This window comes from Ruegeria sp. HKCCA5929 (assembly GCF_013034525.1).
Lineage (GTDB): Bacteria > Pseudomonadota > Alphaproteobacteria > Rhodobacterales > Rhodobacteraceae > Ruegeria.
This window is the reverse complement of sequence record NZ_WQGE01000004.1, coordinates 101,401-123,218: the sequence shown is the minus strand read 5'-3', so window position 1 is coordinate 123,218 and position 21,818 is coordinate 101,401. Positions and strand designations below refer to the sequence as shown.

At 58.6% G+C, this 21,818-nt stretch carries 24 protein-coding genes; 23 read left to right on the top strand and 1 reads right to left on the bottom strand.

Features of this window, described 5'->3' with window-relative positions; translation table 11 throughout:
* Positions 1-10 precede the first annotated feature (10 nt).
* A complete protein-coding gene (locus tag GOV90_RS11645; protein WP_171092198.1) occupies positions 11-1,201 on the top strand; it encodes a DegT/DnrJ/EryC1/StrS aminotransferase family protein in 1,191 nt (396 codons plus the stop codon).
* Between the two features lie 159 nt (positions 1,202-1,360).
* Entirely contained in the window at positions 1,361-2,524 is a 1,164-nt protein-coding gene (locus tag GOV90_RS11640; protein ID WP_171092196.1) for an isovaleryl-CoA dehydrogenase, read from the top strand.
* 53 nt (positions 2,525-2,577) lie between these two features.
* On the opposite strand, the gene GOV90_RS11635 is transcribed toward GOV90_RS11640, so the two are convergent.
* A complete protein-coding gene (locus GOV90_RS11635) occupies positions 2,578-3,180 on the bottom strand; it encodes an OmpW family protein (RefSeq protein WP_171092194.1) in 603 nt (200 codons plus the stop codon).
* Positions 3,181-3,316: 136 nt separating this feature from the next.
* Here GOV90_RS11635 and GOV90_RS11630 point away from each other — a divergent pair, with 136 nt between their 5' ends.
* The 21 genes from GOV90_RS11630 (at position 3,317) to nuoH (ending at position 21,815) form a co-directional block, all read left to right on the top strand.
* On the top strand, positions 3,317-4,843 hold the full coding sequence (locus GOV90_RS11630) for an AMP-binding protein (RefSeq protein WP_371808853.1): 1,527 nt from the start codon (positions 3,317-3,319) through the stop codon (positions 4,841-4,843).
* Positions 4,840-5,349 carry a hypothetical protein gene (locus GOV90_RS11625; protein WP_171092192.1) on the top strand — a complete coding sequence of 170 codons (510 nt, stop codon included), beginning with the start codon at positions 4,840-4,842 and terminating at the stop codon, positions 5,347-5,349. Before GOV90_RS11630 ends, GOV90_RS11625 begins: the two co-directional genes overlap by 4 nt.
* Positions 5,346-6,953, top strand: coding sequence for a carboxyl transferase domain-containing protein (locus tag GOV90_RS11620; RefSeq protein WP_171092189.1), 1,608 nt, complete (start codon positions 5,346-5,348; stop codon positions 6,951-6,953). Before GOV90_RS11625 ends, GOV90_RS11620 begins: the two co-directional genes overlap by 4 nt.
* 1 nt (position 6,954) lies before the next feature.
* Positions 6,955-7,380, top strand: a complete 426-nt coding sequence (locus GOV90_RS11615) for an ASCH domain-containing protein (protein ID WP_171092187.1) — start codon at positions 6,955-6,957, stop codon at positions 7,378-7,380.
* Between the two features lie 5 nt (positions 7,381-7,385).
* Entirely contained in the window at positions 7,386-9,317 is a 1,932-nt protein-coding gene (locus GOV90_RS11610; protein ID WP_171105707.1) for an acetyl/propionyl/methylcrotonyl-CoA carboxylase subunit alpha, read from the top strand.
* 77 nt (positions 9,318-9,394) lie between these two features.
* The gene (locus GOV90_RS11605) at positions 9,395-10,246 is read left to right on the top strand and encodes a hydroxymethylglutaryl-CoA lyase (protein WP_171092183.1); all 852 of its coding nucleotides are present in this window, start codon (positions 9,395-9,397) and stop codon (positions 10,244-10,246) included.
* Position 10,247: 1 nt separating this feature from the next.
* Positions 10,248-11,036, top strand: a complete 789-nt coding sequence (locus GOV90_RS11600) for a crotonase/enoyl-CoA hydratase family protein (RefSeq protein ID WP_171092181.1) — start codon at positions 10,248-10,250, stop codon at positions 11,034-11,036.
* Positions 11,037-11,223: 187 nt separating this feature from the next.
* A complete protein-coding gene (locus GOV90_RS11595; RefSeq protein ID WP_050602775.1) occupies positions 11,224-11,589 on the top strand; it encodes an NADH-quinone oxidoreductase subunit A in 366 nt (121 codons plus the stop codon).
* Complete coding sequence (locus GOV90_RS11590) at positions 11,580-12,113, top strand: NADH-quinone oxidoreductase subunit B family protein (protein ID WP_010442777.1); 534 nt, start codon at positions 11,580-11,582, stop codon at positions 12,111-12,113. The genes GOV90_RS11595 and GOV90_RS11590 overlap by 10 nt, the downstream gene beginning before the upstream one ends.
* 11 nt (positions 12,114-12,124) lie before the next feature.
* Positions 12,125-12,727: an NADH-quinone oxidoreductase subunit C gene (locus GOV90_RS11585; RefSeq protein ID WP_171092179.1), complete on the top strand. Its 603-nt coding sequence runs from the start codon at positions 12,125-12,127 to the stop codon at positions 12,725-12,727.
* A 24-nt stretch (positions 12,728-12,751) separates the two neighbouring features.
* A complete protein-coding gene (locus GOV90_RS21305; RefSeq protein WP_256367953.1) occupies positions 12,752-12,874 on the top strand; it encodes a hypothetical protein in 123 nt (40 codons plus the stop codon).
* The gene (locus GOV90_RS11580; protein ID WP_171092178.1) at positions 12,874-14,097 is read left to right on the top strand and encodes an NADH-quinone oxidoreductase subunit D; all 1,224 of its coding nucleotides are present in this window, start codon (positions 12,874-12,876) and stop codon (positions 14,095-14,097) included. The genes GOV90_RS21305 and GOV90_RS11580 overlap by 1 nt, the downstream gene beginning before the upstream one ends.
* Positions 14,097-15,215 carry an NADH-quinone oxidoreductase subunit NuoE gene (gene nuoE / locus GOV90_RS11575; RefSeq protein ID WP_171092176.1) on the top strand — a complete coding sequence of 373 codons (1,119 nt, stop codon included), beginning with the start codon at positions 14,097-14,099 and terminating at the stop codon, positions 15,213-15,215. The genes GOV90_RS11580 and nuoE overlap by 1 nt, the downstream gene beginning before the upstream one ends.
* A gap of 30 nt (positions 15,216-15,245) precedes the next feature.
* On the top strand, positions 15,246-15,467 hold the full coding sequence (locus tag GOV90_RS11570; protein WP_171092174.1) for a DUF5337 domain-containing protein: 222 nt from the start codon (positions 15,246-15,248) through the stop codon (positions 15,465-15,467).
* 12 nt (positions 15,468-15,479) lie between these two features.
* On the top strand, positions 15,480-16,778 hold the full coding sequence (nuoF, locus tag GOV90_RS11565) for an NADH-quinone oxidoreductase subunit NuoF (protein ID WP_171092173.1): 1,299 nt from the start codon (positions 15,480-15,482) through the stop codon (positions 16,776-16,778).
* Between the two features lie 5 nt (positions 16,779-16,783).
* On the top strand, positions 16,784-17,200 hold the full coding sequence (locus GOV90_RS11560; RefSeq protein ID WP_171092171.1) for an MAPEG family protein: 417 nt from the start codon (positions 16,784-16,786) through the stop codon (positions 17,198-17,200).
* A gap of 37 nt (positions 17,201-17,237) precedes the next feature.
* Positions 17,238-17,588 (top strand): hypothetical protein, encoded by a 351-nt coding sequence (locus GOV90_RS11555; RefSeq protein ID WP_171092169.1) that lies wholly within the window; start codon positions 17,238-17,240, stop codon positions 17,586-17,588.
* A 101-nt stretch (positions 17,589-17,689) separates the two neighbouring features.
* Positions 17,690-18,094 carry a DUF5333 domain-containing protein gene (locus GOV90_RS11550; RefSeq protein WP_253284637.1) on the top strand — a complete coding sequence of 135 codons (405 nt, stop codon included), beginning with the start codon at positions 17,690-17,692 and terminating at the stop codon, positions 18,092-18,094.
* A 3-nt stretch (positions 18,095-18,097) separates the two neighbouring features.
* Positions 18,098-18,544: a DUF5333 family protein gene (locus GOV90_RS11545; protein WP_171092168.1), complete on the top strand. Its 447-nt coding sequence runs from the start codon at positions 18,098-18,100 to the stop codon at positions 18,542-18,544.
* A 7-nt stretch (positions 18,545-18,551) separates the two neighbouring features.
* Positions 18,552-20,573: an NADH-quinone oxidoreductase subunit NuoG gene (gene nuoG / locus GOV90_RS11540; protein ID WP_171092166.1), complete on the top strand. Its 2,022-nt coding sequence runs from the start codon at positions 18,552-18,554 to the stop codon at positions 20,571-20,573.
* Between the two features lie 204 nt (positions 20,574-20,777).
* Positions 20,778-21,815 (top strand): NADH-quinone oxidoreductase subunit NuoH, encoded by a 1,038-nt coding sequence (nuoH, locus tag GOV90_RS11535; RefSeq protein ID WP_171092162.1) that lies wholly within the window; start codon positions 20,778-20,780, stop codon positions 21,813-21,815.
* Positions 21,816-21,818: the final 3 nt, after the last annotated feature.

Here is a 21,818-nt window from a genome sequence, read left to right as displayed (position 1 = left end):
GAACGAGATCATGACCGAAAAATTCTCAGGCAATTTCACCCAGCAGGAACCGCTTCCCGAGGACGCGATTGAGGCGGCTTTGGCCGTTCTGCGACACGGGCGTCTGCATCGCTACAACGTAGCGGCAGGTGAATTGGGGGAAACGGCCCTGCTGGAGCAGGAATTCGCGGCGCAGATGGGGGCAAAATACTGTCTGGCTGTGTCGTCTGGCGGCTATGCGCTGGCCACCGCCCTTCGTGCGGTTGGGGTTCAGCCCGGTGATCCGGTGCTGACCAACGCCTTCACGCTGGCCCCGGTGCCAGGGTCGATTGCTTCGGTTGGGGGGCGGGCCATCTTCGTGGGCGTGACGGAAAGCCTGACCATCGATTTGGACGACCTTGAGCGCAAGCTGGGGCAGGCGCGCGTGCTGATGCTGAGTCATATGCGCGGGCATCTGTGTGATATGGACCGGCTGATGCAGATGTGCGACGCCGCCGGGGTGATCGTGATTGAAGACTGCGCGCATACGATGGGCGCGGCCTGGCGCGGCCAGTTGTCGGGGCGGCAGGGCGCAATCGGCTGCTATTCCTGTCAGACGTACAAGCACGTCAACTCGGGTGAGGGCGGTTTGCTTGTCACCGATGACGAAGAATTGGCGGCCAAAGCTACGATGCTGTCAGGGTCCTACATGCTTTACGAGCGCCACCTGGCCGCGCCGGGGCCCGAGGTGTTCGATCGGATCAAATACACCACGCCAAACGTTTCCGGTCGCATGGACAATTTGCGGGCTGCGATCCTGCGTCCGCAATTGCGAGATTTGGACCGTCAGGTGGAGCGTTGGAATGAGCGCTATCGCGAGATCGAGACCGGGCTGCGTGGAACACCGGGCCTGACCATGGTTGAGCGGCCCGAGGAGGAAACCTATGTAGGGTCTTCGATCCAGTTCCTGCTGTTGGATTGGTTGCCCGAACGGATCGCCGACGTGATCAGCCGTTGCGCGGCGCGTGGGGTCGAGCTGAAATGGTTTGGGGGGGCAGAGCCAACCGGGTTCACGTCACGGTATGATAGTTGGCGCTATTTCGACAGTGAGCGTATGCCGGAAAGTGATCGAGTTCTGGCAGGTGTCATGGACATGCGTGTACCTCTGACGTTTTCATTGGAAGACTGCCAATTGATTGCGCGCATTATCCGAGCTGAGGTGGGCGCGGTCTACCAATCGTAACCATGTAGAGTGCGCTTGCAGCGCACGCTCAATCCTTTGCATCGCCGCCCGTATGGGCGGCGTTTTGCGTTTTGGCTGGTTCACAAAGATTGACCGGGCTCGGATTCGCTGGTAATCGTTTATTGAACACTTGTTCATTAACGCGGAGGGAGGACGCAGATGTTCATGGCCACGATGAAGTTCGATCTGGGTGAGGATGTGAATGCTCTGCGCGAGATGGTGCATCGCTGGGCACAGGAACGGGTCAAGCCGATGGCGGCTGAGATCGACCTGACCAATGCCTTTCCGAACGAGTTGTGGAAAGAGATGGGAGAGCTTGGCCTTTTGGGTGTGACCGTACCCGAGGAATATGGCGGTGCGGGTATGTCCTATCTGGCGCACACCATCGCGGTCGAAGAGGTCGCGCGTGCCTCGGCATCGGTTTCCCTGTCATACGGGGCCCATTCAAACCTCTGCGTGAACCAAATCAAGCTGAACGGTAGTGAGGAGCAGAAGCAGAAATATCTTCCGCGACTGATCTCAGGCGAGCATGTGGGCGCGTTGGCCATGTCTGAACCTTCGGCCGGGTCTGATGTGGTGTCGATGAAGCTGCGGGCGGAAAAACGGAACGATCATTACCGTCTGAATGGGAACAAATACTGGATCACCAACGGGCCGGACGCAGATACTCTGGTCGTTTACGCCAAGACAGATCCGGATGCCGGGTCAAAGGGGATCACGGCCTTTCTGGTCGAGAAAGAAATGAAAGGGTTCTCGACCTCACCTCATTTCGACAAGCTGGGGATGCGCGGGTCGAACACGGCTGAACTGATCTTTGAAGACGTCGAGGTGCCGTTCGAGAGTGTGTTGGGCGAAGAGGGTAAAGGCGTGGCCGTGCTCATGTCGGGGCTGGACTATGAGCGTGTGGTTCTGGCCGGTATCGGCACCGGTATCATGGCCGCTTGTCTGGATGAGGTGATGCCTTATCTGGCCGAGCGCAAACAGTTCGGCAAACCCATCGGCAGCTTCCAGTTGATGCAGGGCAAGATCGCCGACATGTACACGGCGATGAACTCGGCGCGGGCGTATGTGTACGAGGTCGCCAAGGCGTGTGATCGGGGGGATGTGACGCGTCAGGATGCGGCGGCGTGTTGCCTTTACGCTTCGGAACAGGCGATGGCGCAGGCGCATCAGGCGGTTCAGGCGCTGGGTGGGGCAGGCTTTCTGTCCGATGCGCCAGTAAGCCGGATCTTCCGTGATGCCAAGCTGATGGAGATCGGCGCGGGCACCAGCGAGATTCGCCGGATGCTGATTGGCCGTGAGTTGATGGCCGAAATGCTCTGAACACAAAAAACGCCCTGCGGACGAGGGAACCGCAGGGCGCTTGAAAGACAGGATCAGAACTTATGGACGTAGGAAACGCCGACAAGGAACGGATCGATTTCCGCGGTGCCGATATTGGTGCCGTTCAGCGAAACGTCCGAGTCGATGTCGAACCAACGTACGTTCAGACGGACCGCGCCATTGTCGCTGACCATGTAGTCCAGACCGGCCTGCAGCGAAACACCGAAGGAGTCATCGACCTTGAGATCGCCCAGAGCGGTCTGTTCGTCAAAGAAGATGGTGTAGTTCAGGCCGGCACCAACATAGGGTTTCCACGCGCTATTGGTCGGGAAGTGATAGTTCACCGACAGGGTGGGGGGCAGGTGCTTGACCGTAGCCGCATCAACACCGCCCAAGGCGATTGTGTGTTTGAACGGGGTTGCGGCCAGCAGTTCGATACCCAGATTGTCACGGATAAAGTATTCAGCGGTGAAGATCGGGCGCGTATCTGCGTCGATAGTGGCAGGTGCACCTGCAATCGTGCCGTTGTCGGATTTCGGGTCCAGATAACCCACACCGACGCCGACGGTCCAGTCACCTTGCGATTGAGCAAACGCAGGGGCGGCCATCGCAACCAGCGCGGTGGACAGGGTCAATGCGGCGAGCTTTTTGGTCATTGTATTGCCTTTGGTTCTGTTGATGCGTCTGACGTCGCAGAACAGAGCCTTGAGCACTCTGATCTGTATCAAGTTTCTGTGAAAGCTGGTGGCGACGAGATTCAGGGAAGTGTCAGCAAAATAAGGAGAATTTTCCGTGCTAACCCCTGAGCGCATACCGGGTTTGCGCCCAGGGGGCGGCTGGGACCTGCCGGATCGGCTCAATATGGCGCAGCAATGCCTGCGCCATGCAAAAGATCAGGTGGCGGTTGTTGATCTGACTGGTTCGGATCCCCGCAATGTCACCTATGGCCAACTGGATCAGATGGCGGATGATCTTGCCCGCGCGCTGTTACGCCGCGTACAGCCCGGAGATCGCGTCGCCGTGTTGCTCAGCCAGTCCCCGTGGTGCGCTGCAGCTCATCTGGCGATCTGGAAGATCGGGGCGATCTCAGTTCCGCTGTTCAAACTGTTCAAACAGGATGCCCTGCGGTCGCGGGTCGGCGATGCTGGTGCCAAAATTGTGCTGACCGATGCCGAGGGCGCTGAATTGCTGGGCGATCTGGCCGAGGCTCTGATCGCATCTGAAATAGGCGAGGCGGGTCCATCCTTGCCATTCGCCGACACTGGCCCCAATGATCCGGCAGTTCTGATCTATACTTCGGGCACCACCGGCAGCCCAAAGGGGGCTTTGCACGGGCACCGGGTGCTGACAGGGCATCTGCCGGGTGTCTCGATCAGCCATAACCATTTGCGTGGGGGCGATTGCCTGTGGACACCGGCGGATTGGGCATGGATCGGCGGTTTGTTCGATGTGCTGATGCCGGGTCTGGCGCTTGGTATTCCCTTGGTCGCGGCGCGGCTTGAGAAATTCACGCCCGAAGCCTGCGCCGATATTGTTGCGCGCGGCGGAGTGCGCAACGTGTTTTTTCCGCCCACGGCCTTGCGAATGCTGAAAGCGGCAGATCAGGGCATTCCCGGCCTGCGCTCGGTCGCGTCCGGGGGCGAGCCCTTGGGGGCCGAGATGCTGGCCTGGGGTCAAAAGGCGTTTGGTCTGACGATCAATGAATTCTACGGCCAGACCGAATGCAATATGGTGGTGTCCTCTTGCGCCGAGGATTTCCCAGTGCAGCCCGGTTGCATCGGCAAACCCGTGCCGGGGCATGAGGTGGCGGTGATCGATGAGAAAAGCAACCCAACGACCGAGGAAGGCGACGTGGCGATCCGGCGCGGCTCGGCTTCAATGCTGCTGGAATACTGGAACAGGCCCGAGGCGACGGCTGAGAAATTCCGGGGCGATTGGTTGATCACCGGAGATCGCGGCGTTTGGGAGGGTGAGTTCCTGCGCTTTGTTGGTCGCGACGACGACGTAATCACCTCAGCCGGATACCGTATTGGCCCTGCCGAGATCGAGGATTGCCTGCTGACCCACCCGGCGGTGGCGACAGTAGGCGTGGTCGGAAAGCCCGACCCACTGCGGACCGAGATCGTCAAGGCGTATGTGGTGTTGAAACCGGGGGCTGCGGCGTCGGCGCAGGAGTTGCAGGATTGGGTCAAAGATCGTCTGGCGCATTACTCCTACCCGCGTGAGGTGGCGTTTCTGGAGGAGTTGCCGATGACGGTGACGGGGAAGGTGATCCGGAAGGAACTGAAGGCGCGTGCGGCGGGGGAGATTGGTTCGTGAGAGTGGCTCTCTCCATAAACAGATTACTATGGTCGGCCTCGTATGTTCTGGTCTTTCCGACAGTAGCACTCGGTACTGACGATGACCCAAGTCAGATCCATGAGCCTGTCTTCGGTGTCGAAGATTGGTTCGATGGGTGCGCACAGCTTAGCAATAATACGGTAATGTCTATTCCAAAGATGGCGCTGGATATGGATTGTGTTGCTTGGGCATTGGACTATTGCACAAACAAACAAGAAAATTCTTACCAAGACATTTGCCACGAGACTTTGATTGATCACATTCATCTCAGAAGTGCTGAAATTTCTGAAGAGCTCCCAGAGAACCCAAACCTTAAGGGCTTCAAGCGATCTTCTTATGAAAAGGCGCGGCAGCGGGCAGCCGACGTTTCTCAATCTAAATGCGATGCCGAAATGTCTGAAAACGAATGCAAATTACTAGATGCTACTCTGAGGTGGCTTGACTTGCGAATTGCCGAACGGCTTCTGGAGGGTAATCGACAATGAAACTCACATCAAAAGCCATGCCCGCCTCTGAAGGCTTCAAGGCAAACCGCGCGGCCCATCTCGATGCGCTGGCACAAATCTCAACTGCTGCCGAAGCGGCCAGGATGGGCGGCGGTGAGAAATCCCGCGCGCGGCATGAATCACGGGGCAAGATGCTCCCCAGACGCAGGGTGGCGAACCTGTTGGATGCGGGCTCTCCGTTTCTGGAAATCGGCGCGACTGCGGCACATGGGATGTATGGCGATGCCGCACCTTGTGCTGGGGTGATCGCCGGCATCGGCCAGGTGCAGGGGCGTGAGGTCATGGTGGTCTGCAACGACGCCACTGTAAAGGGCGGCACGTATTACCCGCTGTCGGTGAAGAAACACCTGCGCGCGCAAGAGATTGCCGAGGAAAATCATCTGCCCTGCATCTATCTGGTCGATAGCGGCGGTGCGAACCTGCCAAATCAGGATGAGGTCTTCCCTGACCGCGACCACTTTGGCCGCATTTTCTACAATCAGGCGCGGATGAGCGCGAAGGGGATCGTTCAGATCGCGGTGGTGATGGGGTCGTGTACGGCGGGCGGGGCTTATGTGCCCGCGATGTCTGATGTAACGATCATCGTGAAAGAGCAGGGCACGATTTTTCTGGCTGGGCCACCTCTGGTTAAGGCCGCGACGGGCGAGGTCGTCAGTGCCGAGGAACTGGGTGGGGGAGACGTCCACACCCGCTTGTCCGGCGTGGCGGATTACCTGGCCGAGGATGACGCGCACGCGCTGGCGCTCGCACGGCGGGCCGTGGCGTCGTTGGGCGGTGCCGGGCTGAAGTCCGGCCTACAGTTTGAATCCCCTGAAGAGCCTGCTTACGACCCCGAAGAGATTCTTGGCGTCGTCCCCGCCGATCTGCGCACGCCCTACGACATCCGCGAGGTCATTGCGAGGCTGGTTGATGGCTCTCGGTTCGATGAGTTCAAACCGCGCTTTGGCGACACGTTGGTAACCGGGTTCGCCCATGTCAAAGGCTGCCCGGTCGGCATAATTGCCAACAATGGTGTGTTGTTTTCCGAGGCCGCTCAGAAGGGCGCGCATTTTGTGGAGCTGTGTTCGCAGCGACAGACGCCGATCGTGTTCCTGCAGAACATCACCGGCTTCATGGTGGGACGGAAATACGAAAACGAAGGCATCGCCCGGCACGGGGCCAAGATGGTAACGGCGGTGGCGACGACCTCGGTACCCAAGATTACCATGCTGGTGGGCGGCTCGTTCGGGGCTGGGAACTATGGCATGGCCGGTCGGGCCTATCAGCCAAGGTTCTTGTGGACATGGCCGAACTCGCGCATTTCCGTGATGGGCGGTGAGCAGGCGGCAGGGGTTTTGGCCACAGTCAAACGTGACGGGATCGAACGGCAAGGCGGCACATGGTCGGCCGAAGAAGAGGCCGAGTTCAAACGCCCAACGCTGGAGATGTTCGAAGAACAATCGCACCCGCTCTACGCCTCGGCGCGGCTCTGGGATGACGGCATCATCGATCCGCGCAAGTCGCGCGACGTACTGGCCCTGTCGCTGAGTGCGGCGCTGAACGCACCTATTGAGGAGACACGTTTCGGCGTGTTCAGGATGTAAGATGAGCGTGAGCTTGAAAACCCTTACGGCCCGCTATCCCGGCGCTCAGACATTCAAATTTGGCGACAACGCAGCGCTGAGCGCTGAACTGTTGGCATTGGTTCGCAGTGGCCGCAAAACAGCGACCTGCGACGCGCTGAGTAACTATCCTGAAGGCAGCTTAGAAATGCCCAAGCCGGGTCGCTGCGATATTGCGCTGAACTGGGACGATACACCGGCATTGGTCATCGAAACCCAGGATGTTTCAATTCAGCGGTACTGCGATGTGACCGAGGATTTCGCTTTGGCGGAAGGTGAGACTGAAACGCTCGAAGAATGGCAAGACCATCATCGTCGCTATTTCCAACGAAACGGTGGGTTTGATCCCGAGATGAAACTCGTGTGCGAACGGTTTCGACTGGTGAAAGACTTGGCCTTGGAAGGGTGAAAAAGATGTTCAACAAAATCCTGATTGCCAACCGGGGAGAGATCGCCTGCCGCGTGATGGAAACCGCTCAGAAGATGGGCGTTTCCTGCGTTGCGGTGTATTCGGACGCGGACGCCGCGGCCAAGCATGTGCAGATGGCGGATCAGGCCGTGCAAATCGGCGGTGCGGCCCCGGCTGAGAGTTATCTGAAAAGCGATGTGATCATTCAGGCCGCGTTGGATACGGGTGCGCAGGCGATCCATCCCGGCTATGGGTTTCTGTCCGAAAACCCGGATTTCGTGGATGCGGTCGAGGCCGCAGGGCTGACATTCATTGGTCCGTCAGCGGATGCGATCCGCAAGATGGGTCTGAAAGATGCGGCCAAGGTTCTGATGGAGCAAGCCGGTGTTCCGGTGGTTCCGGGCTATCACGGTGACAATCAGGACCCTGAACACTTGGCGGGCGCAGCGGATACCATCGGGTATCCCGTTCTGATCAAAGCCGTGGCAGGCGGTGGCGGCAAGGGGATGCGTCTTGTCGAGCGGCCCGAGGATTTCGCGTCTGCTTTGGACAGCGCCCGGGGCGAGGCAAGGACAGCGTTCGGCAACGACGCAGTATTGGTCGAGAAATTCGTCGCCAAACCGCGCCATATCGAGGTGCAGGTTTTTGGTGACGGCACCCATGCGGTGCATTTGTTTGAACGCGATTGCTCTCTGCAGAGGCGACATCAGAAGGTGATCGAAGAGGCTCCGGCCCCCGGCATGACGCCTGAAATGCGCGAGGCGATGGGGCAGGCGGGCGTGCGTGCTGCCGAGGCGATTGGATACAAAGGCGCGGGCACGGTTGAATTCATCGTGGACGCCTCGGACGGCCTGCGCCCGGACAGGTTCTGGTTCATGGAGATGAACACACGCCTGCAGGTGGAACACCCTGTGACCGAAGCGATCACCGGTGTTGATCTTGTCGAATGGCAACTACGCGTCGCGGCGGGCGAGTCCCTGCCGAAGCAACAGGAAGACCTTTCTATTCAGGGCCATGCGTTCGAGGCACGGCTTTATGCCGAAGACGTCCCGAAAGGGTTCCTGCCTGCGACGGGTACGCTGACGCATCTGGATTTCCCTGCCAATTGCCGCGCTGACAGTGGCGTGCGGGCAGGGGATACGATTAGTCCCTGGTATGACCCGATGATTGCCAAGGTGGTTGTGCAAGGGCCGACCCGCTCTGTCGCACTTGAGACGTTGCACCGTGTGTTACAGCAGACCGAAGTGGCGGGTACTGTAACAAACCTTGCCTTCTTGGGGGCGTTGACCCGTCATGCGGGGTTTGCCTCGGGCGATGTGGATACGGGTTTGATCGGGCGGGACCTTGAGACATTGGTTCAGGAACCAGAACCTTCAGTCGAGGCAGTTGTTGCTGCGGCGATGACAGCTTTGGAGCTGGTGAATGTCGCACCTGAAACCGGGTTCTGTCTTTGGGCTCCGTTACATCGCGCCGTGCAACTCTCCGCTGAGGGCGAAACCTTGGATCTGGATGTGCAAGTCGACGGACCGGATCGTCAGATTTGGCAAATGGGAGAGGATCGCGTCTTGGCCGAGCGGACCTTGGATCGCTGGACATTGAACGGTGCGCCGATGCCAGACGTTTCTGTAAGTGGGTCGACCCTCACCGTGTTCTCGGACTATGGCCGCAGTTTTGATCTGATCGACCCGCTGGATCGGGATACCAGTGCTACGGGCGATACCAATGTAATCGAGGCGCCGATGCCGGGTCTGGTCAAAGCGGTCTTTGCGACAGCGGGGCAAGCGGTGCAGGAGGGCGATCGCCTGGCCATTCTTGAGGCGATGAAGATGGAGCATTCCCTGCTGGCTGCGCGCGACGGCGTTGTGGCCGAGGTGTTGGTCGAAGAGGGTATACAGGTCGAGGCCGGGGCAGCGCTGGTGCGTTTGGAGGAAGAGTGATCTGTACCCGCGTCGCCGCACATGGCACGGTCGGGCGATCCGTAGTGGAATGAGAATAAGCCGGGAGGAGCGCAGACATGGGTGATCAGGTCGAGATTTATGAAGTAGGGCCGCGCGATGGGCTGCAGAACGAAAAAAATGAGATACCGGTCGCTGACAAGGTTGCATTGATCGACTGCCTCAGCCGGGCCGGGTTCCGCCGGATTGAAGTCGCAAGCTTTGTGTCCCCAAAATGGGTGCCGCAGATGGCCGGGTCGGCACAAGTTCTGGCCGGGATCAACCGCGCGGATGGAATCCGCTACGCGGCGCTAACGCCCAATATGCGCGGGTATGAGGATGCGCTGGCGGCCAAGGCCGACGAGATTGCCGTGTTTGCTTCGGCTTCCGAGGGTTTTTCCAAAGCCAATGTCAACGCGTCAATCGAGGAATCGATTGAGCGGTTTACGTCGATTCTTGAAGCAGCGCGCCACATCGACCTGCCGGTCCGTGGTTACGTCTCTTGCGTGACCGATTGCCCCTACGATGGTCCGACCCCGCCCGAGAAGGTGGCCGAGGTTGCAGATAAATTGTTTGCTCTGGGCTGCTACGAGGTCTCGTTAGGCGATACGATCGGGCAGGGGACGCCCGACAAGATCGCTCATATGCTTTTGGCGGTGCGTGAAAGAGTTCCCGTAACGCGGCTGGCGGGGCATTTCCACGACACCAATGGACGTGCAATTGACAATATCGATGCGGCGCTGGCGCTGGGCGTGCGCGTGTTTGACGCGGCCGTGGGCGGGTTGGGCGGTTGCCCTTATGCGCCGGGGGCTGAAGGCAACGTGGCGACCGAAGCCGTCGCCGCCCATTTGCAGAGACTTGGATACGAGACGGGGCTGGATCTGGCTGTGATTGAAGAAGCTGCACGGATGGCAAAGGCGCTAAGAGGCTGACATGTTTGAAACACTCGCGATTGCGACCGATTCACGTGGTGTCGCCACTCTGACTCTGAATCGGCCAGAGAAGCACAATGCCCTGTCAGGTCTGATGATCACCGAATTGACCCAAGCCGCAGGACAGTTGGGTCAGGATGCTGATGTTCGAGTAGTTGTCCTTGCGGCGCATGGCAAAAGCTTTTGTGCTGGTGGTGATCTGGGTTGGATGCAGGACCAGATGGCAGCGGATAAAGCGACGCGCTTTACCGAGGCCCGCAAGCTTGCCGAGATGTTGCAAGCCCTGAATACGATGCCCAAGCCCTTGATCGGGGCATTGCAAGGCAACGCCTTTGGCGGTGGCGTCGGGATGGCGGCTGTGTGCGACATCGCCATTGGCGTCGACAGCCTGAAGATGGGATTGACGGAAACGCGGCTGGGTCTGATCCCGGCAACAATCGGGCCATACGTCACCGCCCGTATGGGTGAGGCGCGCGCACGACGTGTTTTTATGTCGGCCCGTCTGTTTGATGCCGCCGAAGCTGTAGATCTAGGATTGTTGGCGCGAAGTGTATCGGCGGATCAATTGTCAGCTGCTGTCGAGACGGAAATTCGACCCTATCTGACCTGCGCACCAGGGGCTGTTGCTTCGGCCAAAGCGCTTGTTCAGAGCCTCGGGCCGCGCATTGACGATGCCGTGATCGATCGAACCATACATGCGCTGGTCGAACGGTGGGAAACCGAAGAGGCGCAGGAAGGGATTTCGGCGTTTTTTGAGAAACGTAGCCCATCCTGGAGTAACACGGGATAAGCGGTCTCTGCTTATTTGTTCTTGAACACCAGCGCTGCGATTCTATGCCGCGCTGTCAAGTGCATGTTTGATGTCGTGGGGCATTGTGTTCGGTTGACCACCTGACCCCGCACGGATAGAGAATGTCCAGTCAACACGCCAATTGACGGCGCACCCTTTTGGGAGATGCGCAGGAAAGGAGCTATTCGTGGAAGACCTGCTGCGGGAGTACCTCCCGATTCTGGTGTTTCTGGCCGTTGCCGTGGGCCTTGGGATCGTCTTGATTCTGGCCGCTGTGGTACTGGCCGTCCGCAATCCCGACCCTGAAAAGGTCAGCGCATATGAATGTGGGTTCAATGCCTTCGACGATGCGCGGATGAAATTCGACGTTCGGTTTTATCTGGTGTCGATTCTCTTCATCATTTTCGATCTGGAAATTGCCTTCCTGTTTCCATGGGCCGTCGGCTTTAAGGACATCAGCGATGTAGGCTTCTGGTCCATGATGGTGTTCCTGGGCGTTCTGACCATTGGCTTTGCCTATGAATGGAAGAAAGGGGCCCTGGAATGGGAGTGATGACGGGTGCAAACACCGCCGGTGTCGACAAAGAAGTTGCCACTCAGGCCCTGAACGCGGAACTGCAGGACAAAGGGTTTCTGCTGACCTCGACCGAGGATATTATCAACTGGGCCCGCACCGGTTCTCTGCACTGGATGACCTTTGGTCTGGCCTGCTGCGCGGTTGAGATGATGCATACCTCAATGCCGCGCTACGATGCGGAACGGTTTGGCATCGCGCCGCGTGCATCCCCGCGCCAGTCGGACGTGATGATCGTCGCGGGCACGCTGACCAACAAGATGGCCCCCGCGCTGCGCAAGGTTTACGACCAGATGCCCGAGCCGCGTTATGTGATCTCGATGGGTTCCTGCGCCAACGGTGGTGGCTACTATCATTATTCTTATTCGGTCGTGCGTGGCTGTGACCGTGTTGTGCCGGTGGACATTTACGTGCCCGGTTGTCCTCCGACCGCTGAAGCGCTGCTGTATGGCCTGATGCAGCTGCAACGCAAAATCCGCCGTACCGGCACCATCGTCCGCTGAGGAGAGAGTTGATGAGCGAAGCACTCAAAGAACTCGGTGCACAGCTGGAGCTGAAGCGGGCAGATTGTGTTTTGTCCTGGGATGTGACCCATGACGAGCTGAACGTGGATGTGGCCCCGTCGAACCTGGTGGAATTTGTCGAATTCCTGAAAACCGACCGGTCCTGCCAATTCTCATCTTTGGTGGACATCACCGGTGTCGACTATCCCGAACGCGCAAAGCGGTTTGATGTGGTCTATCATTTCCTGTCGATGTACCAAAACCAGCGTATCCGCCTGCGGGTTTCGATCCGCGAGGAAGACATGGTGCCGTCCATCGTCGACGTTCACCCCTCGGCCAACTGGTTCGAGCGTGAGGTGTTCGACATGTTCGGCATCCTGTTCTCGGGTCACCCGGATCTGCGGCGTATCCTGACAGACTATGGGTTCCGCGGCTATCCGCTGCGCAAGGATTTCCCGACCACAGGTTATACCGAAGTACGGTATGACGAGGCGCAAAAGCGTGTGGTCTACGAACCGGTCAGTCTGGTTCAGGAATATCGGCAGTTCGATTTCATGTCCCCGTGGGAAGGTGCGAATTACATCCTTCCGGGCGATGAAAAGCAGGAAAGCTGACACTGATGATGGAGCGTTGCTGAGATGTTGGGAGAACTGATCATGCTCGGGGCGCTTGGAGTTTTGCTTGCTGGGGCTGCTGCCAAGGCGGCCGAGGCCGAAAAGGTCCGGGTTCGGGCCGAAGCGAAGAAGAAACGAGGGCGTTGATGGACGGCTCAAGATACGATGACGGCAGCACGGACGCGCTGAGCGGAGAACAGAAGATCCGCAACTTCAACATTAACTTCGGCCCGCAACACCCTGCGGCGCACGGGGTTCTGCGCCTTGTGCTAGAGCTGGACGGCGAGATTGTCGAACGCTGCGATCCGCATATCGGCCTGCTGCACCGTGGTACCGAAAAGCTGATGGAAAGCCGGACCTACCTGCAGAATCTGCCGTATTTCGACCGTCTGGATTACGTGGCACCGATGAATCAGGAACATGCCTGGTGCTTGGCCATCGAAAAGCTGACCGGTGTTGAGGTGCCGCGCCGCGGCTCGCTGATCCGGGTTCTGTATTCCGAGATCGGGCGCATCCTGAACCACCTGCTGAACGTGACCACGCAGGCGATGGACGTCGGCGCGCTGACCCCGCCTCTGTGGGGGTTCGAAGAGCGCGAAAAGCTGATGGTGTTTTATGAGCGCGCCTGTGGTGCCCGCCTGCACGCCGCCTATTTCCGCCCCGGTGGTGTGCATCAGGATCTGCCGCCCGAACTGCTGGACGATATTGAGGCGTGGAGCCACGAGTTCCCCGCCGTTCTGGATGATATTGATGGTCTGCTGACCGAAAACCGCATCTTCAAACAGCGCAACGCCGATATTGGCGTCGTGACCGAAGATGACATTCAGAAATACGGCTTTTCAGGCGTAATGGTCCGTGGGTCCGGTCTGGCATGGGACTTGCGCCGCGCGCAGCCCTATGAATGCTATGACGAGTTCGAGTTCCAAATTCCCGTCGGCAAGAACGGCGACTGCTATGACCGCTATCTGGTGCGGATGGAAGAGATGCGCCAGTCGCTGTTGATCATCCGTCAGGCCATTGCCAAAATCCGCGAATGCCCCGGAGACGTCCTGGCCCGCGGCAAGATCACCCCGCCGAAACGATCGGACATGAAGACGTCGATGGAAAGCCTGATCCATCACTTCAAACTGTATACCGAAGGTTTCCACGTCCCCGCAGGCGAGGTTTATGCCGCTGTCGAGGCCCCCAAGGGCGAGTTCGGCGTCTATCTGGTCGCCGACGGCACCAACAAGCCTTACAGGGCCAAACTGCGCGCGCCGGGCTTCCTGCACCTGCAAGCCATGGACCACGTTGCCAAAGGCCACCAACTGGCCGACGTCGCCGCCATCATCGGCACCATGGACGTCGTATTTGGAGAAATTGACCGCTAATGCTCCGCCGTCTTCATCCCGAACAACCCAATAGCTTCGCCTTCACCGCTGCCAATCAGCAATGGGCCGAAGCGCAGATTACCAAGTACCCCGAAGGCCGTCAGGCCAGCGCGGTGATCCCGCTGCTGTGGCGCGCGCAGGAGCAGGAGGGCTGGCTGTCCCGCCCGGCGATTGAATCCGTCGCCGACATGCTGGGCATGGCCTACATTCGCGTGCTCGAGGTTGCGTCCTTTTACTTCATGTTCCAACTACAACCGGTTGGTTCGGTGGCGCATATTCAGGTGTGCGGCACGACCTCCTGTATGATCTGCGGGGCCGAGGATCTGATTGCAGTTTGCAAGGAAAAGATTGCCGCCAAACCACATGAGCTGTCTTCCGATGGCAAGCTCAGCTGGGAAGAGGTCGAATGCCTCGGCTCTTGTACCAATGCGCCGATGGCGCAGATCGGCAAGGACTACTACGAAGACCTGACGGCTGAGAGTTTTGGTCAGATCATCGATGATCTGGCCGCTGGAAAGGTACCGACACCCGGACCACAGAACGGGCGCTATGCGGCTGAGCCGTTGAAGGGGTTGAGCAGTCTGTCGGAATATGAAGCCGGCAAGCCGCAATACAACGCAAGCGTTGAGCTGGCGACGGATCTGGGCGACACGGTCAAGCGCATCGACGGCACCGAAGTGCCGATCCTGACGCCTTGGTTGGGCAAGGATGGCAAGCAGGCCGGAGCCTCGGCTGCGGCGAAGCCTCCCAAGGCACCAGAACCCGCGAAACCGGCGGTGAAACAGGCGGAAGAAGCAAAAGCCAAGGCTGAGCCGGAAGCTGTCAAAGAAGACGCGCCCAGAACGCTGACCGAGGCGCGTGGCGGATTGCCGGACGACCTTAAGCTGCTGAAGGGTGTGGGACCGAAGCTGGAAGAAACGCTGAATGAGCTGGGTTTCTATCACTACGACCAGATCGCGGCCTGGACACCCGAACATGTGACCTGGGTTGATGCACGTCTGAAGTTCAAAGGCCGGATCGAACGCGACGGCTGGATCGAACAGGCGGCCAAGCTTGCGCTGGGTGACGAAACCGAATTCGCCAAACGTGCCAAGGAAGACGGCACCTACGAAGACTAAGCGGATGCCCACCCGGGGCATCAGGGAAAGATGGACAAAGATAAGGAACAGGCCATAGCCCGCAAGGGTCGACACATCGGAGTGGTCATCGCCGTGACCATGCTGATCTGGCTTGCCATGAACCTGTTCATCGGCCCGGCGCTGGGTTTGACCACCCGGCACGCCTTGCTGTTTGATCTCGCTGCCTTGGCGGGTTTCATCTATGCAGGCATCAACATTTTTCAACTCTGGCGCATGCGTCAGGACAGCTGAAGGTAACACGCGATGCTGAAGGATCAGGACCGGATCTTTACCAACATCTACGGGATGCATGAGCGCACGCTGAAAGGCGCACAGGCCCGCGGGCATTGGGACGGCACTGCTGGCCTGATCGAAAAGGGCCGCGACTGGATCATCCAGACGATGAAGGACTCAGGTCTGCGCGGTCGCGGCGGCGCGGGCTTCCCGACGGGCCTGAAATGGTCGTTCATGCCAAAGGAAAGCGACGGTCGTCCGGCCTATCTGGTGGTGAACGCGGATGAATCCGAACCCGGCACCTGCAAAGACCGCGAGATCATGCGCCATGATCCGCATACGCTGATCGAAGGTTGTCTGATCGCCTCTTTCGCGATGAACGCGCACACCTGCTATATCTACCTGCGCGGCGAATACATCCGCGAGCGCGAGGCGCTGCAGGCCGCGATTGACGAGGCTTATGACGCCGGTCTTTTAGGCAAGAACGCCGCTGGTTCGGGTTGGGATTTCGATATCTTCCTGCATCACGGGGCAGGCGCATATATTTGCGGCGAGGAAACCGCCCTGATCGAAAGCCTTGAGGGCAAGAAGGGCATGCCACGGATGAAACCTCCGTTCCCGGCGGGGGCTGGCCTTTATGGCTGCCCAACCACGGTGAACAATGTGGAATCAATTGCCGTTGTGCCGACCATTCTGCGCCGGGGTGCGGACTGGTTCGCAGGTTTTGGCCGTCAGAACAACGCGGGCACCAAGCTGTTTGCGATTTCGGGCCATGTGAACAACCCGTGCGTCGTCGAAGAGGCCATGTCGATCTCATTCGAAGAGCTGATTGAAACTCATTGCGGCGGCATTCGCGGCGGTTGGGACAACCTGTTGGCGGTAATCCCGGGTGGGTCCTCTGTTCCTTGCGTGCGCGGTGAAAACATGCGCGACGCGATCATGGATTTTGATTACCTGCGCAATGATCTGGGCTCGGGCCTTGGTACGGCTGCGGTGATCGTAATGGACAAGTCGACGGACATCATCAAGGCGATCTGGCGGCTATCGAAATTCTACAAGCACGAAAGCTGCGGACAGTGCACGCCCTGCCGCGAAGGCACCGGCTGGATGATGCGGGTCATGGACCGTCTTGTGCGCGGCGAGGCCGAATTGGAAGAGATCGACATGCTGTTTGATGTGACCAAACAGGTCGAAGGCCATACCATCTGTGCCTTGGGTGACGCGGCCGCTTGGCCGATCCAGGGCCTGATCCGCAACTTCCGGGAAGAGATCGAGGACCGCATCAAGGCCCAGAAGTCGGGCCGCATGGGTGCGATGGCAGCGGAGTAAACCGAATGGAAGCCTTTGCTGAATATTCACACGCCATAGCATCCGTTGTGTTTTTCACGTTGGTGGTTCTGTTTTTGGCCCCGTTTTCTGCGCTGGCCAAGCAGGGCAAGGGATTGGCACCGGGTGCGACGCCTGAACAAGACTACGGTGATCAAGCCTATCGTTTGAACCGGGCCTATCTGAACGGAACTGAAACACTTCCGGCGTTTCTGACTGTTGTAGTTGCAGCAATTTTGTTGGGGGTCAGCCCATTCTGGGTCAACCTTCTGGCGTCAGTTGCTTTGGTTGCGCGCTTGCTCATGCTGGTGGTGCATCTTAGGGGGATCGGCAAGCCGAACAGCGGTCTGCGGTCCGTGCTGTATGTGCTGGGCTGGGCCTGCATGTTTGTAATCGGCCTTATGGCCTTGGTGGCGGCGTTTTAACGGCAAGGCGGCGGTAAAGACTGCAATGAGGGAAAGTATGAAGATCTCGAAGACCCTGGTTGTTGTTCTGGCTTTGGTCAGTGTATCCGCCTGCGGATTGATCAGACCGTCCGAGGACCGGCTTTTGTTCGATGGTCAGGCGTTCCGGACCAAGGCCAAAGCTGTCGACAAGAAGAAGTCGCCCGCCGACTTTACTGTGGTCGTCAAAGGTGTGTCTGCGTCATTGGATGGCGCGCGTGAGGCCGGGCGCCATGAAGGCACAAAGTTCTGTGTGCAAAACTTCGGATCGTCGCGGATTGATTGGAAAGTGGGGCCGGACACGGAACCGCAACAGCTTACCATCGCGGATGATCAACTCACATTTGCAGGAACCTGCAAACGCCCATGATGTCCAGTGTTTTTGCATATCACGACAGGGCGCGTAGGGCGTTATTGCCTAGCAGACGCGCATCCTTTCGTCTTGGAAATTCCAAGACGAAAGGAAAACCTATGTCCTATGCAAAAACAATCGCTATGGCTGCCTTGATGGCTGTTCCTGCGGTAGCAGAGGCAAAACCGCCCTTGAGGGATGTCAAAGAGATCGACAATGAACTCTATTACATCGCCATCGCAAACGAGATTTCGGAATACTGCCCCTCGATCAGCGGGCGACGACTGAAGGCGATCAGTGTGATGTGGGGGCTGCGCTCCAAAGCGAATGACTTGGGATACACAGACCGGGAAATCCGGTCTTATGTCGAGTCGGACGCAGAAAAAGACCGCATGCGCGCCAAGGGTGAGGCTTATCTGGCCTCAAACGGGGTGACTTATGAAAACCCCACCACGTTTTGCACGTTGGGCCAGAAGGAAATTCAACGAAACAGCGCCATTGGCGTTTACTTGAGGGCGGATTGACGGATGGGCGTTCAGGTTCTCAGATCCGGGACAGTTGGTGCGACATTGCTGATGTCATTATCGGCGTGCGAAACGCCAACCAGCTCTGCGACCGACACTGTCGCCTCTCGGGCAGAGTTTCGCGCCGAGCTGCCGCCGGAACTGTACGATTTCGCGTTCTCTGCAGCCGTGGCTGAGCAAATCGCTGGCGAATGCCGGGCGATTTCGTTTAATCGACCCGAGGCGCAGGCGCAGATGAAATCACTGGACGCCGAGCTCAAGGCCAAGGGTTATCAAGAAAGCGATATCCGCTATTTGGCCGATGCCATTCCGCGTAAGCGCGCGCAGGACGACCTAATCAAATACATCCAGCAAAGCGGCGTTGTCGTGGGCGAGCCCGACACGTTCTGCGCAGCTGGCCAACGCGAGATTGCCAACGGCACCCGGATCGGTGCATTCCTGAAAGGCTAACGAAATCATGTCTGACCTCCGCAAGATCAATATCGACGGGCAGGAAATCGAAGTCGAAGGCGCGATGACCCTGATCCAGGCTTGTGAGCAAGCCGGGGTAGAAGTGCCGCGTTTTTGTTATCATGAACGTTTGTCGATCGCCGGGAACTGCCGGATGTGCCTGGTTGAGGTTGTGGGCGGCCCGCCCAAACCAGCGGCTTCGTGCGCGATGCAGGTACGCGACCTGCGCCCGGGGCCGGAAGGTCAGCCTCCGGTCGTCAAGACAAACTCGCCCATGGTCAAAAAGGCCCGTGAAGGGGTGATGGAGTTTCTACTGATCAACCACCCGCTGGATTGTCCGATTTGCGACCAAGGCGGAGAGTGTGACCTTCAGGATCAGGCCATGGCTTATGGTGTCTCGGGCTCGCGTTTCAAAGAAGCGAAGCGCGCAGTCGATGATCTGGATCTTGGCCCGCTGGTTGGCACGGCAATGACGCGTTGCATTAGCTGCACCCGCTGCGTGCGTTTCACGACCGAGGTCGCCGGGATCACGCAGATGGGTCAGACCGGGCGGGGCGAGGATGCCGAGATCACCTCGTACCTGAACGAAACACTGCAGTCGAACCTGCAGGGCAATATCATCGACTTGTGCCCGGTGGGCGCACTGACGTCGAAACCTTACGCCTTTACCGCTCGCCCATGGGAACTGACCAAGACCGAGAGCATAGACGTCATGGACGCCCTTGGTTCGAACATCCGCGTGGACACCAAAGGGCGCGAAGTGATGCGCTTCCTGCCGCGCAACCATGATGGCGTGAATGAAGAGTGGATCAGCGACAAAACCCGCTTTGTCTGGGATGGCCTGCGTCGTCAGCGCTTGGACAAGCCCTACATTCGCGAAAACGGCAAGTTGCGCCCGGCTTCATGGCCCGAGGCGCTGACCAAAGCTGCTGAGGCGCTGAAGGGCGCCGAAAAACCTGCTGGGATCGTGGGCGATCTGGCCTCGGTCGAGGCGACCTTTGCTTTGAAGCAGATGATCGAAGGGCAGGGCGGTGTTGTCGAATGCCGCACGGATGGTGCCAAGTTGCCTGCTGGCAACCGCGGGGCTTATGTCGGAACCGCTACGATTGAAGACATAGACTCGGCCGAACGCATTCTGCTGATCGGGACCAATCCGCGTGATGAGGCTCCGGTACTGAACGCGCGGATCCGCAAAGCCTGGGCGCATGGTGCCGAGGTGGCTCTGGTCGGTCCCGCAGTAGATCTGACCTATGACTACCATCACATGGGCGATGATCGCGCGGCCTTGCAGAAGGTCGTCGACAGGGGGCGTGACGACGCCATCAAGGGCAAACCCTCGCTGGTGATCGTGGGGCAGGGTGCCCTGCAAGAAGCGGATGGTGCTGCAGTATTGGCGTCCGCGCAAACCATTGCAGCCAATACCGAAAGCAGGCTTTTGGTACTGCACACTGCGGCCTCGCGCGTGGGTGCGATGGATGTAGATGCGACCAACGAAGGTGGCATGGATGCCGTCAACGCTGCCGACGTGATTTACAATCTCGGTGCCGATGAGGTCGAGATCGGCGAAGGCGCGTTTGTTATCTACCAGGGCAGCCACGGAGACCGTGGCGCTCACCGCGCCGACGTGATCTTGCCGGGCGCGGCCTATACCGAAGAAAACGGTTTGTTCGTGAACACTGAAGGACGCCCGCAACTGGCGATGCGTGCCGGTTTTGCGCCGGGCGAAGCTAAGGAAAACTGGGCCATTCTGCGGGCATTGTCGGCCGAGTTGGGCGCGAAACTTCCATTCGACTCACTGGCGCAATTGCGAACCGCACTCATTGAAGCTGTGCCGCATCTGGCCCGGATCGATGAGGTGATCGAGAATGAGGTTCAACCGCTCGACGCAGCGCCGCTGGGTCAGGCCACGTTCCGCAATGCGGTCAAGGATTTCTATCTGACCAACCCGATTGCCCGTGCGTCGCAACTGATGGCCGAGCTTTCGGCACAGGCGCAGGCACGTCAGACCGGAAAGATCGCGGCAGAATGAGCCGGAACCGTTTCATATCACAAGCAAAGGCGGCTGCCGGGTGGCAGTTCGCCGCGCTGGATTTGTGTGTGAAACTGAAGATTAAGGGTGGCGCTGAAGCGGCAGATGCTGTTTACACCAACGCGCCGACCCAGTCGCACTTTGCGCAGGCACCTGGCCTTTGCATCGCGCGCGGAAAACGGAATACCCACGGTGTGAGGACCAATGGCTGATTTCTTTAACACCCCAGGCGGAATAGCCATCATCATTCTGGCGCAAGTGCTTGCAGTTGTTGCGTTCGTGATGATCTCGCTGTTGTTCCTTGTTTACGGCGACCGCAAGATCTGGGCCGCTGTCCAGATGCGTCGCGGACCGAACGTGGTTGGCGCGTACGGCTTGCTGCAATCGGTGGCCGATGCATTGAAATATGTGGTCAAAGAGGTCGTCATCCCGGCGGGGGCAGACAGGACCGTCTTTATCCTTGCACCGCTCACCTCTTTTGTACTGGCGATGATCGCCTGGGCAGTGATCCCGTTCAACGACGGCTGGGTTCTGTCAGACATCAACGTCGCCATTCTCTATGTTTTCGCTGTGTCTTCGCTGGAAGTTTATGGCGTGATCATGGGCGGTTGGGCGTCGAACTCAAAGTACCCGTTCCTTGGGTCTTTGCGCTCTGCTGCGCAAATGATTTCGTACGAGGTTTCGATCGGCCTGATCATCATCGGTGTGATCATCTCGACCGGGTCGATGAACTTTGGTGACATTGTGCGCGCGCAGGACGGCTCGTTCGGCTTCTTCAGTTGGTACTGGCTGCCGCACTTCCCGATGGTGTTCCTGTTCTTCATTTCGGCGTTGGCTGAAACCAACCGGCCACCCTTCGACCTTCCTGAAGCGGAATCTGAACTGGTCGCCGGTTACCAGGTTGAATACTCTGCCACACCCTTCCTTCTGTTCATGGCTGGTGAATACATCGCGATCTTCCTGATGTGCGCGCTGACCACGCTGCTGTTCTTCGGCGGCTGGCTGTCACCGATCCCGGGCCTGCCCGATGGCGTGCTGTGGATGGTCGCGAAGATGGCGTTCTTCTTCTTCCTCTTCGCAATGGTCAAGGCGATCACGCCACGCTACCGCTATGACCAGTTGATGCGGTTGGGTTGGAAAGTCTTCCTGCCGTTCTCGCTGGCCTGGGTGGTCTTTGTGGCCTTCGCGGCAAAGTTCGACTGGTTCTGGGGTGCGTTCGCCCGTTGGAGCACAGGGGGCTAACGC

What these genes read in the sequence shown, in the direction of transcription:
- GOV90_RS11645 (WP_171092198.1), top strand. Translation starts at nt 11, where the DNA reads ATGACCGAAAAATTCTCAGGCAATTTCACCCAGCAGGAACCGCTTCCC.
- GOV90_RS11640 (WP_171092196.1), top strand. Translation starts at nt 1,361, where the DNA reads ATGTTCATGGCCACGATGAAGTTCGATCTGGGTGAGGATGTGAATGCT.
- GOV90_RS11635 (WP_171092194.1), bottom strand. Translation starts at nt 3,180, where the DNA reads ATGACCAAAAAGCTCGCCGCATTGACCCTGTCCACCGCGCTGGTTGCG.
- GOV90_RS11620 (WP_171092189.1), top strand. Translation starts at nt 5,346, where the DNA reads ATGAAACTCACATCAAAAGCCATGCCCGCCTCTGAAGGCTTCAAGGCA.
- GOV90_RS11615 (WP_171092187.1), top strand. Translation starts at nt 6,955, where the DNA reads ATGAGCGTGAGCTTGAAAACCCTTACGGCCCGCTATCCCGGCGCTCAG.
- GOV90_RS11610 (WP_171105707.1), top strand. Translation starts at nt 7,386, where the DNA reads ATGTTCAACAAAATCCTGATTGCCAACCGGGGAGAGATCGCCTGCCGC.
- GOV90_RS11605 (WP_171092183.1), top strand. Translation starts at nt 9,395, where the DNA reads ATGGGTGATCAGGTCGAGATTTATGAAGTAGGGCCGCGCGATGGGCTG.
- GOV90_RS11600 (WP_171092181.1), top strand. Translation starts at nt 10,248, where the DNA reads ATGTTTGAAACACTCGCGATTGCGACCGATTCACGTGGTGTCGCCACT.
- GOV90_RS11590 (WP_010442777.1), top strand. Translation starts at nt 11,580, where the DNA reads ATGGGAGTGATGACGGGTGCAAACACCGCCGGTGTCGACAAAGAAGTT.
- GOV90_RS11585 (WP_171092179.1), top strand. Translation starts at nt 12,125, where the DNA reads ATGAGCGAAGCACTCAAAGAACTCGGTGCACAGCTGGAGCTGAAGCGG.
- GOV90_RS21305 (WP_256367953.1), top strand. Translation starts at nt 12,752, where the DNA reads ATGTTGGGAGAACTGATCATGCTCGGGGCGCTTGGAGTTTTGCTTGCT.
- GOV90_RS11580 (WP_171092178.1), top strand. Translation starts at nt 12,874, where the DNA reads ATGGACGGCTCAAGATACGATGACGGCAGCACGGACGCGCTGAGCGGA.
- nuoE (WP_171092176.1), top strand. Translation starts at nt 14,097, where the DNA reads ATGCTCCGCCGTCTTCATCCCGAACAACCCAATAGCTTCGCCTTCACC.
- GOV90_RS11570 (WP_171092174.1), top strand. Translation starts at nt 15,246, where the DNA reads ATGGACAAAGATAAGGAACAGGCCATAGCCCGCAAGGGTCGACACATC.
- nuoF (WP_171092173.1), top strand. Translation starts at nt 15,480, where the DNA reads ATGCTGAAGGATCAGGACCGGATCTTTACCAACATCTACGGGATGCAT.
- GOV90_RS11560 (WP_171092171.1), top strand. Translation starts at nt 16,784, where the DNA reads ATGGAAGCCTTTGCTGAATATTCACACGCCATAGCATCCGTTGTGTTT.
- GOV90_RS11555 (WP_171092169.1), top strand. Translation starts at nt 17,238, where the DNA reads ATGAAGATCTCGAAGACCCTGGTTGTTGTTCTGGCTTTGGTCAGTGTA.
- GOV90_RS11550 (WP_253284637.1), top strand. Translation starts at nt 17,690, where the DNA reads ATGTCCTATGCAAAAACAATCGCTATGGCTGCCTTGATGGCTGTTCCT.
- GOV90_RS11545 (WP_171092168.1), top strand. Translation starts at nt 18,098, where the DNA reads ATGGGCGTTCAGGTTCTCAGATCCGGGACAGTTGGTGCGACATTGCTG.
- nuoG (WP_171092166.1), top strand. Translation starts at nt 18,552, where the DNA reads ATGTCTGACCTCCGCAAGATCAATATCGACGGGCAGGAAATCGAAGTC.
- nuoH (WP_171092162.1), top strand. Translation starts at nt 20,778, where the DNA reads ATGGCTGATTTCTTTAACACCCCAGGCGGAATAGCCATCATCATTCTG.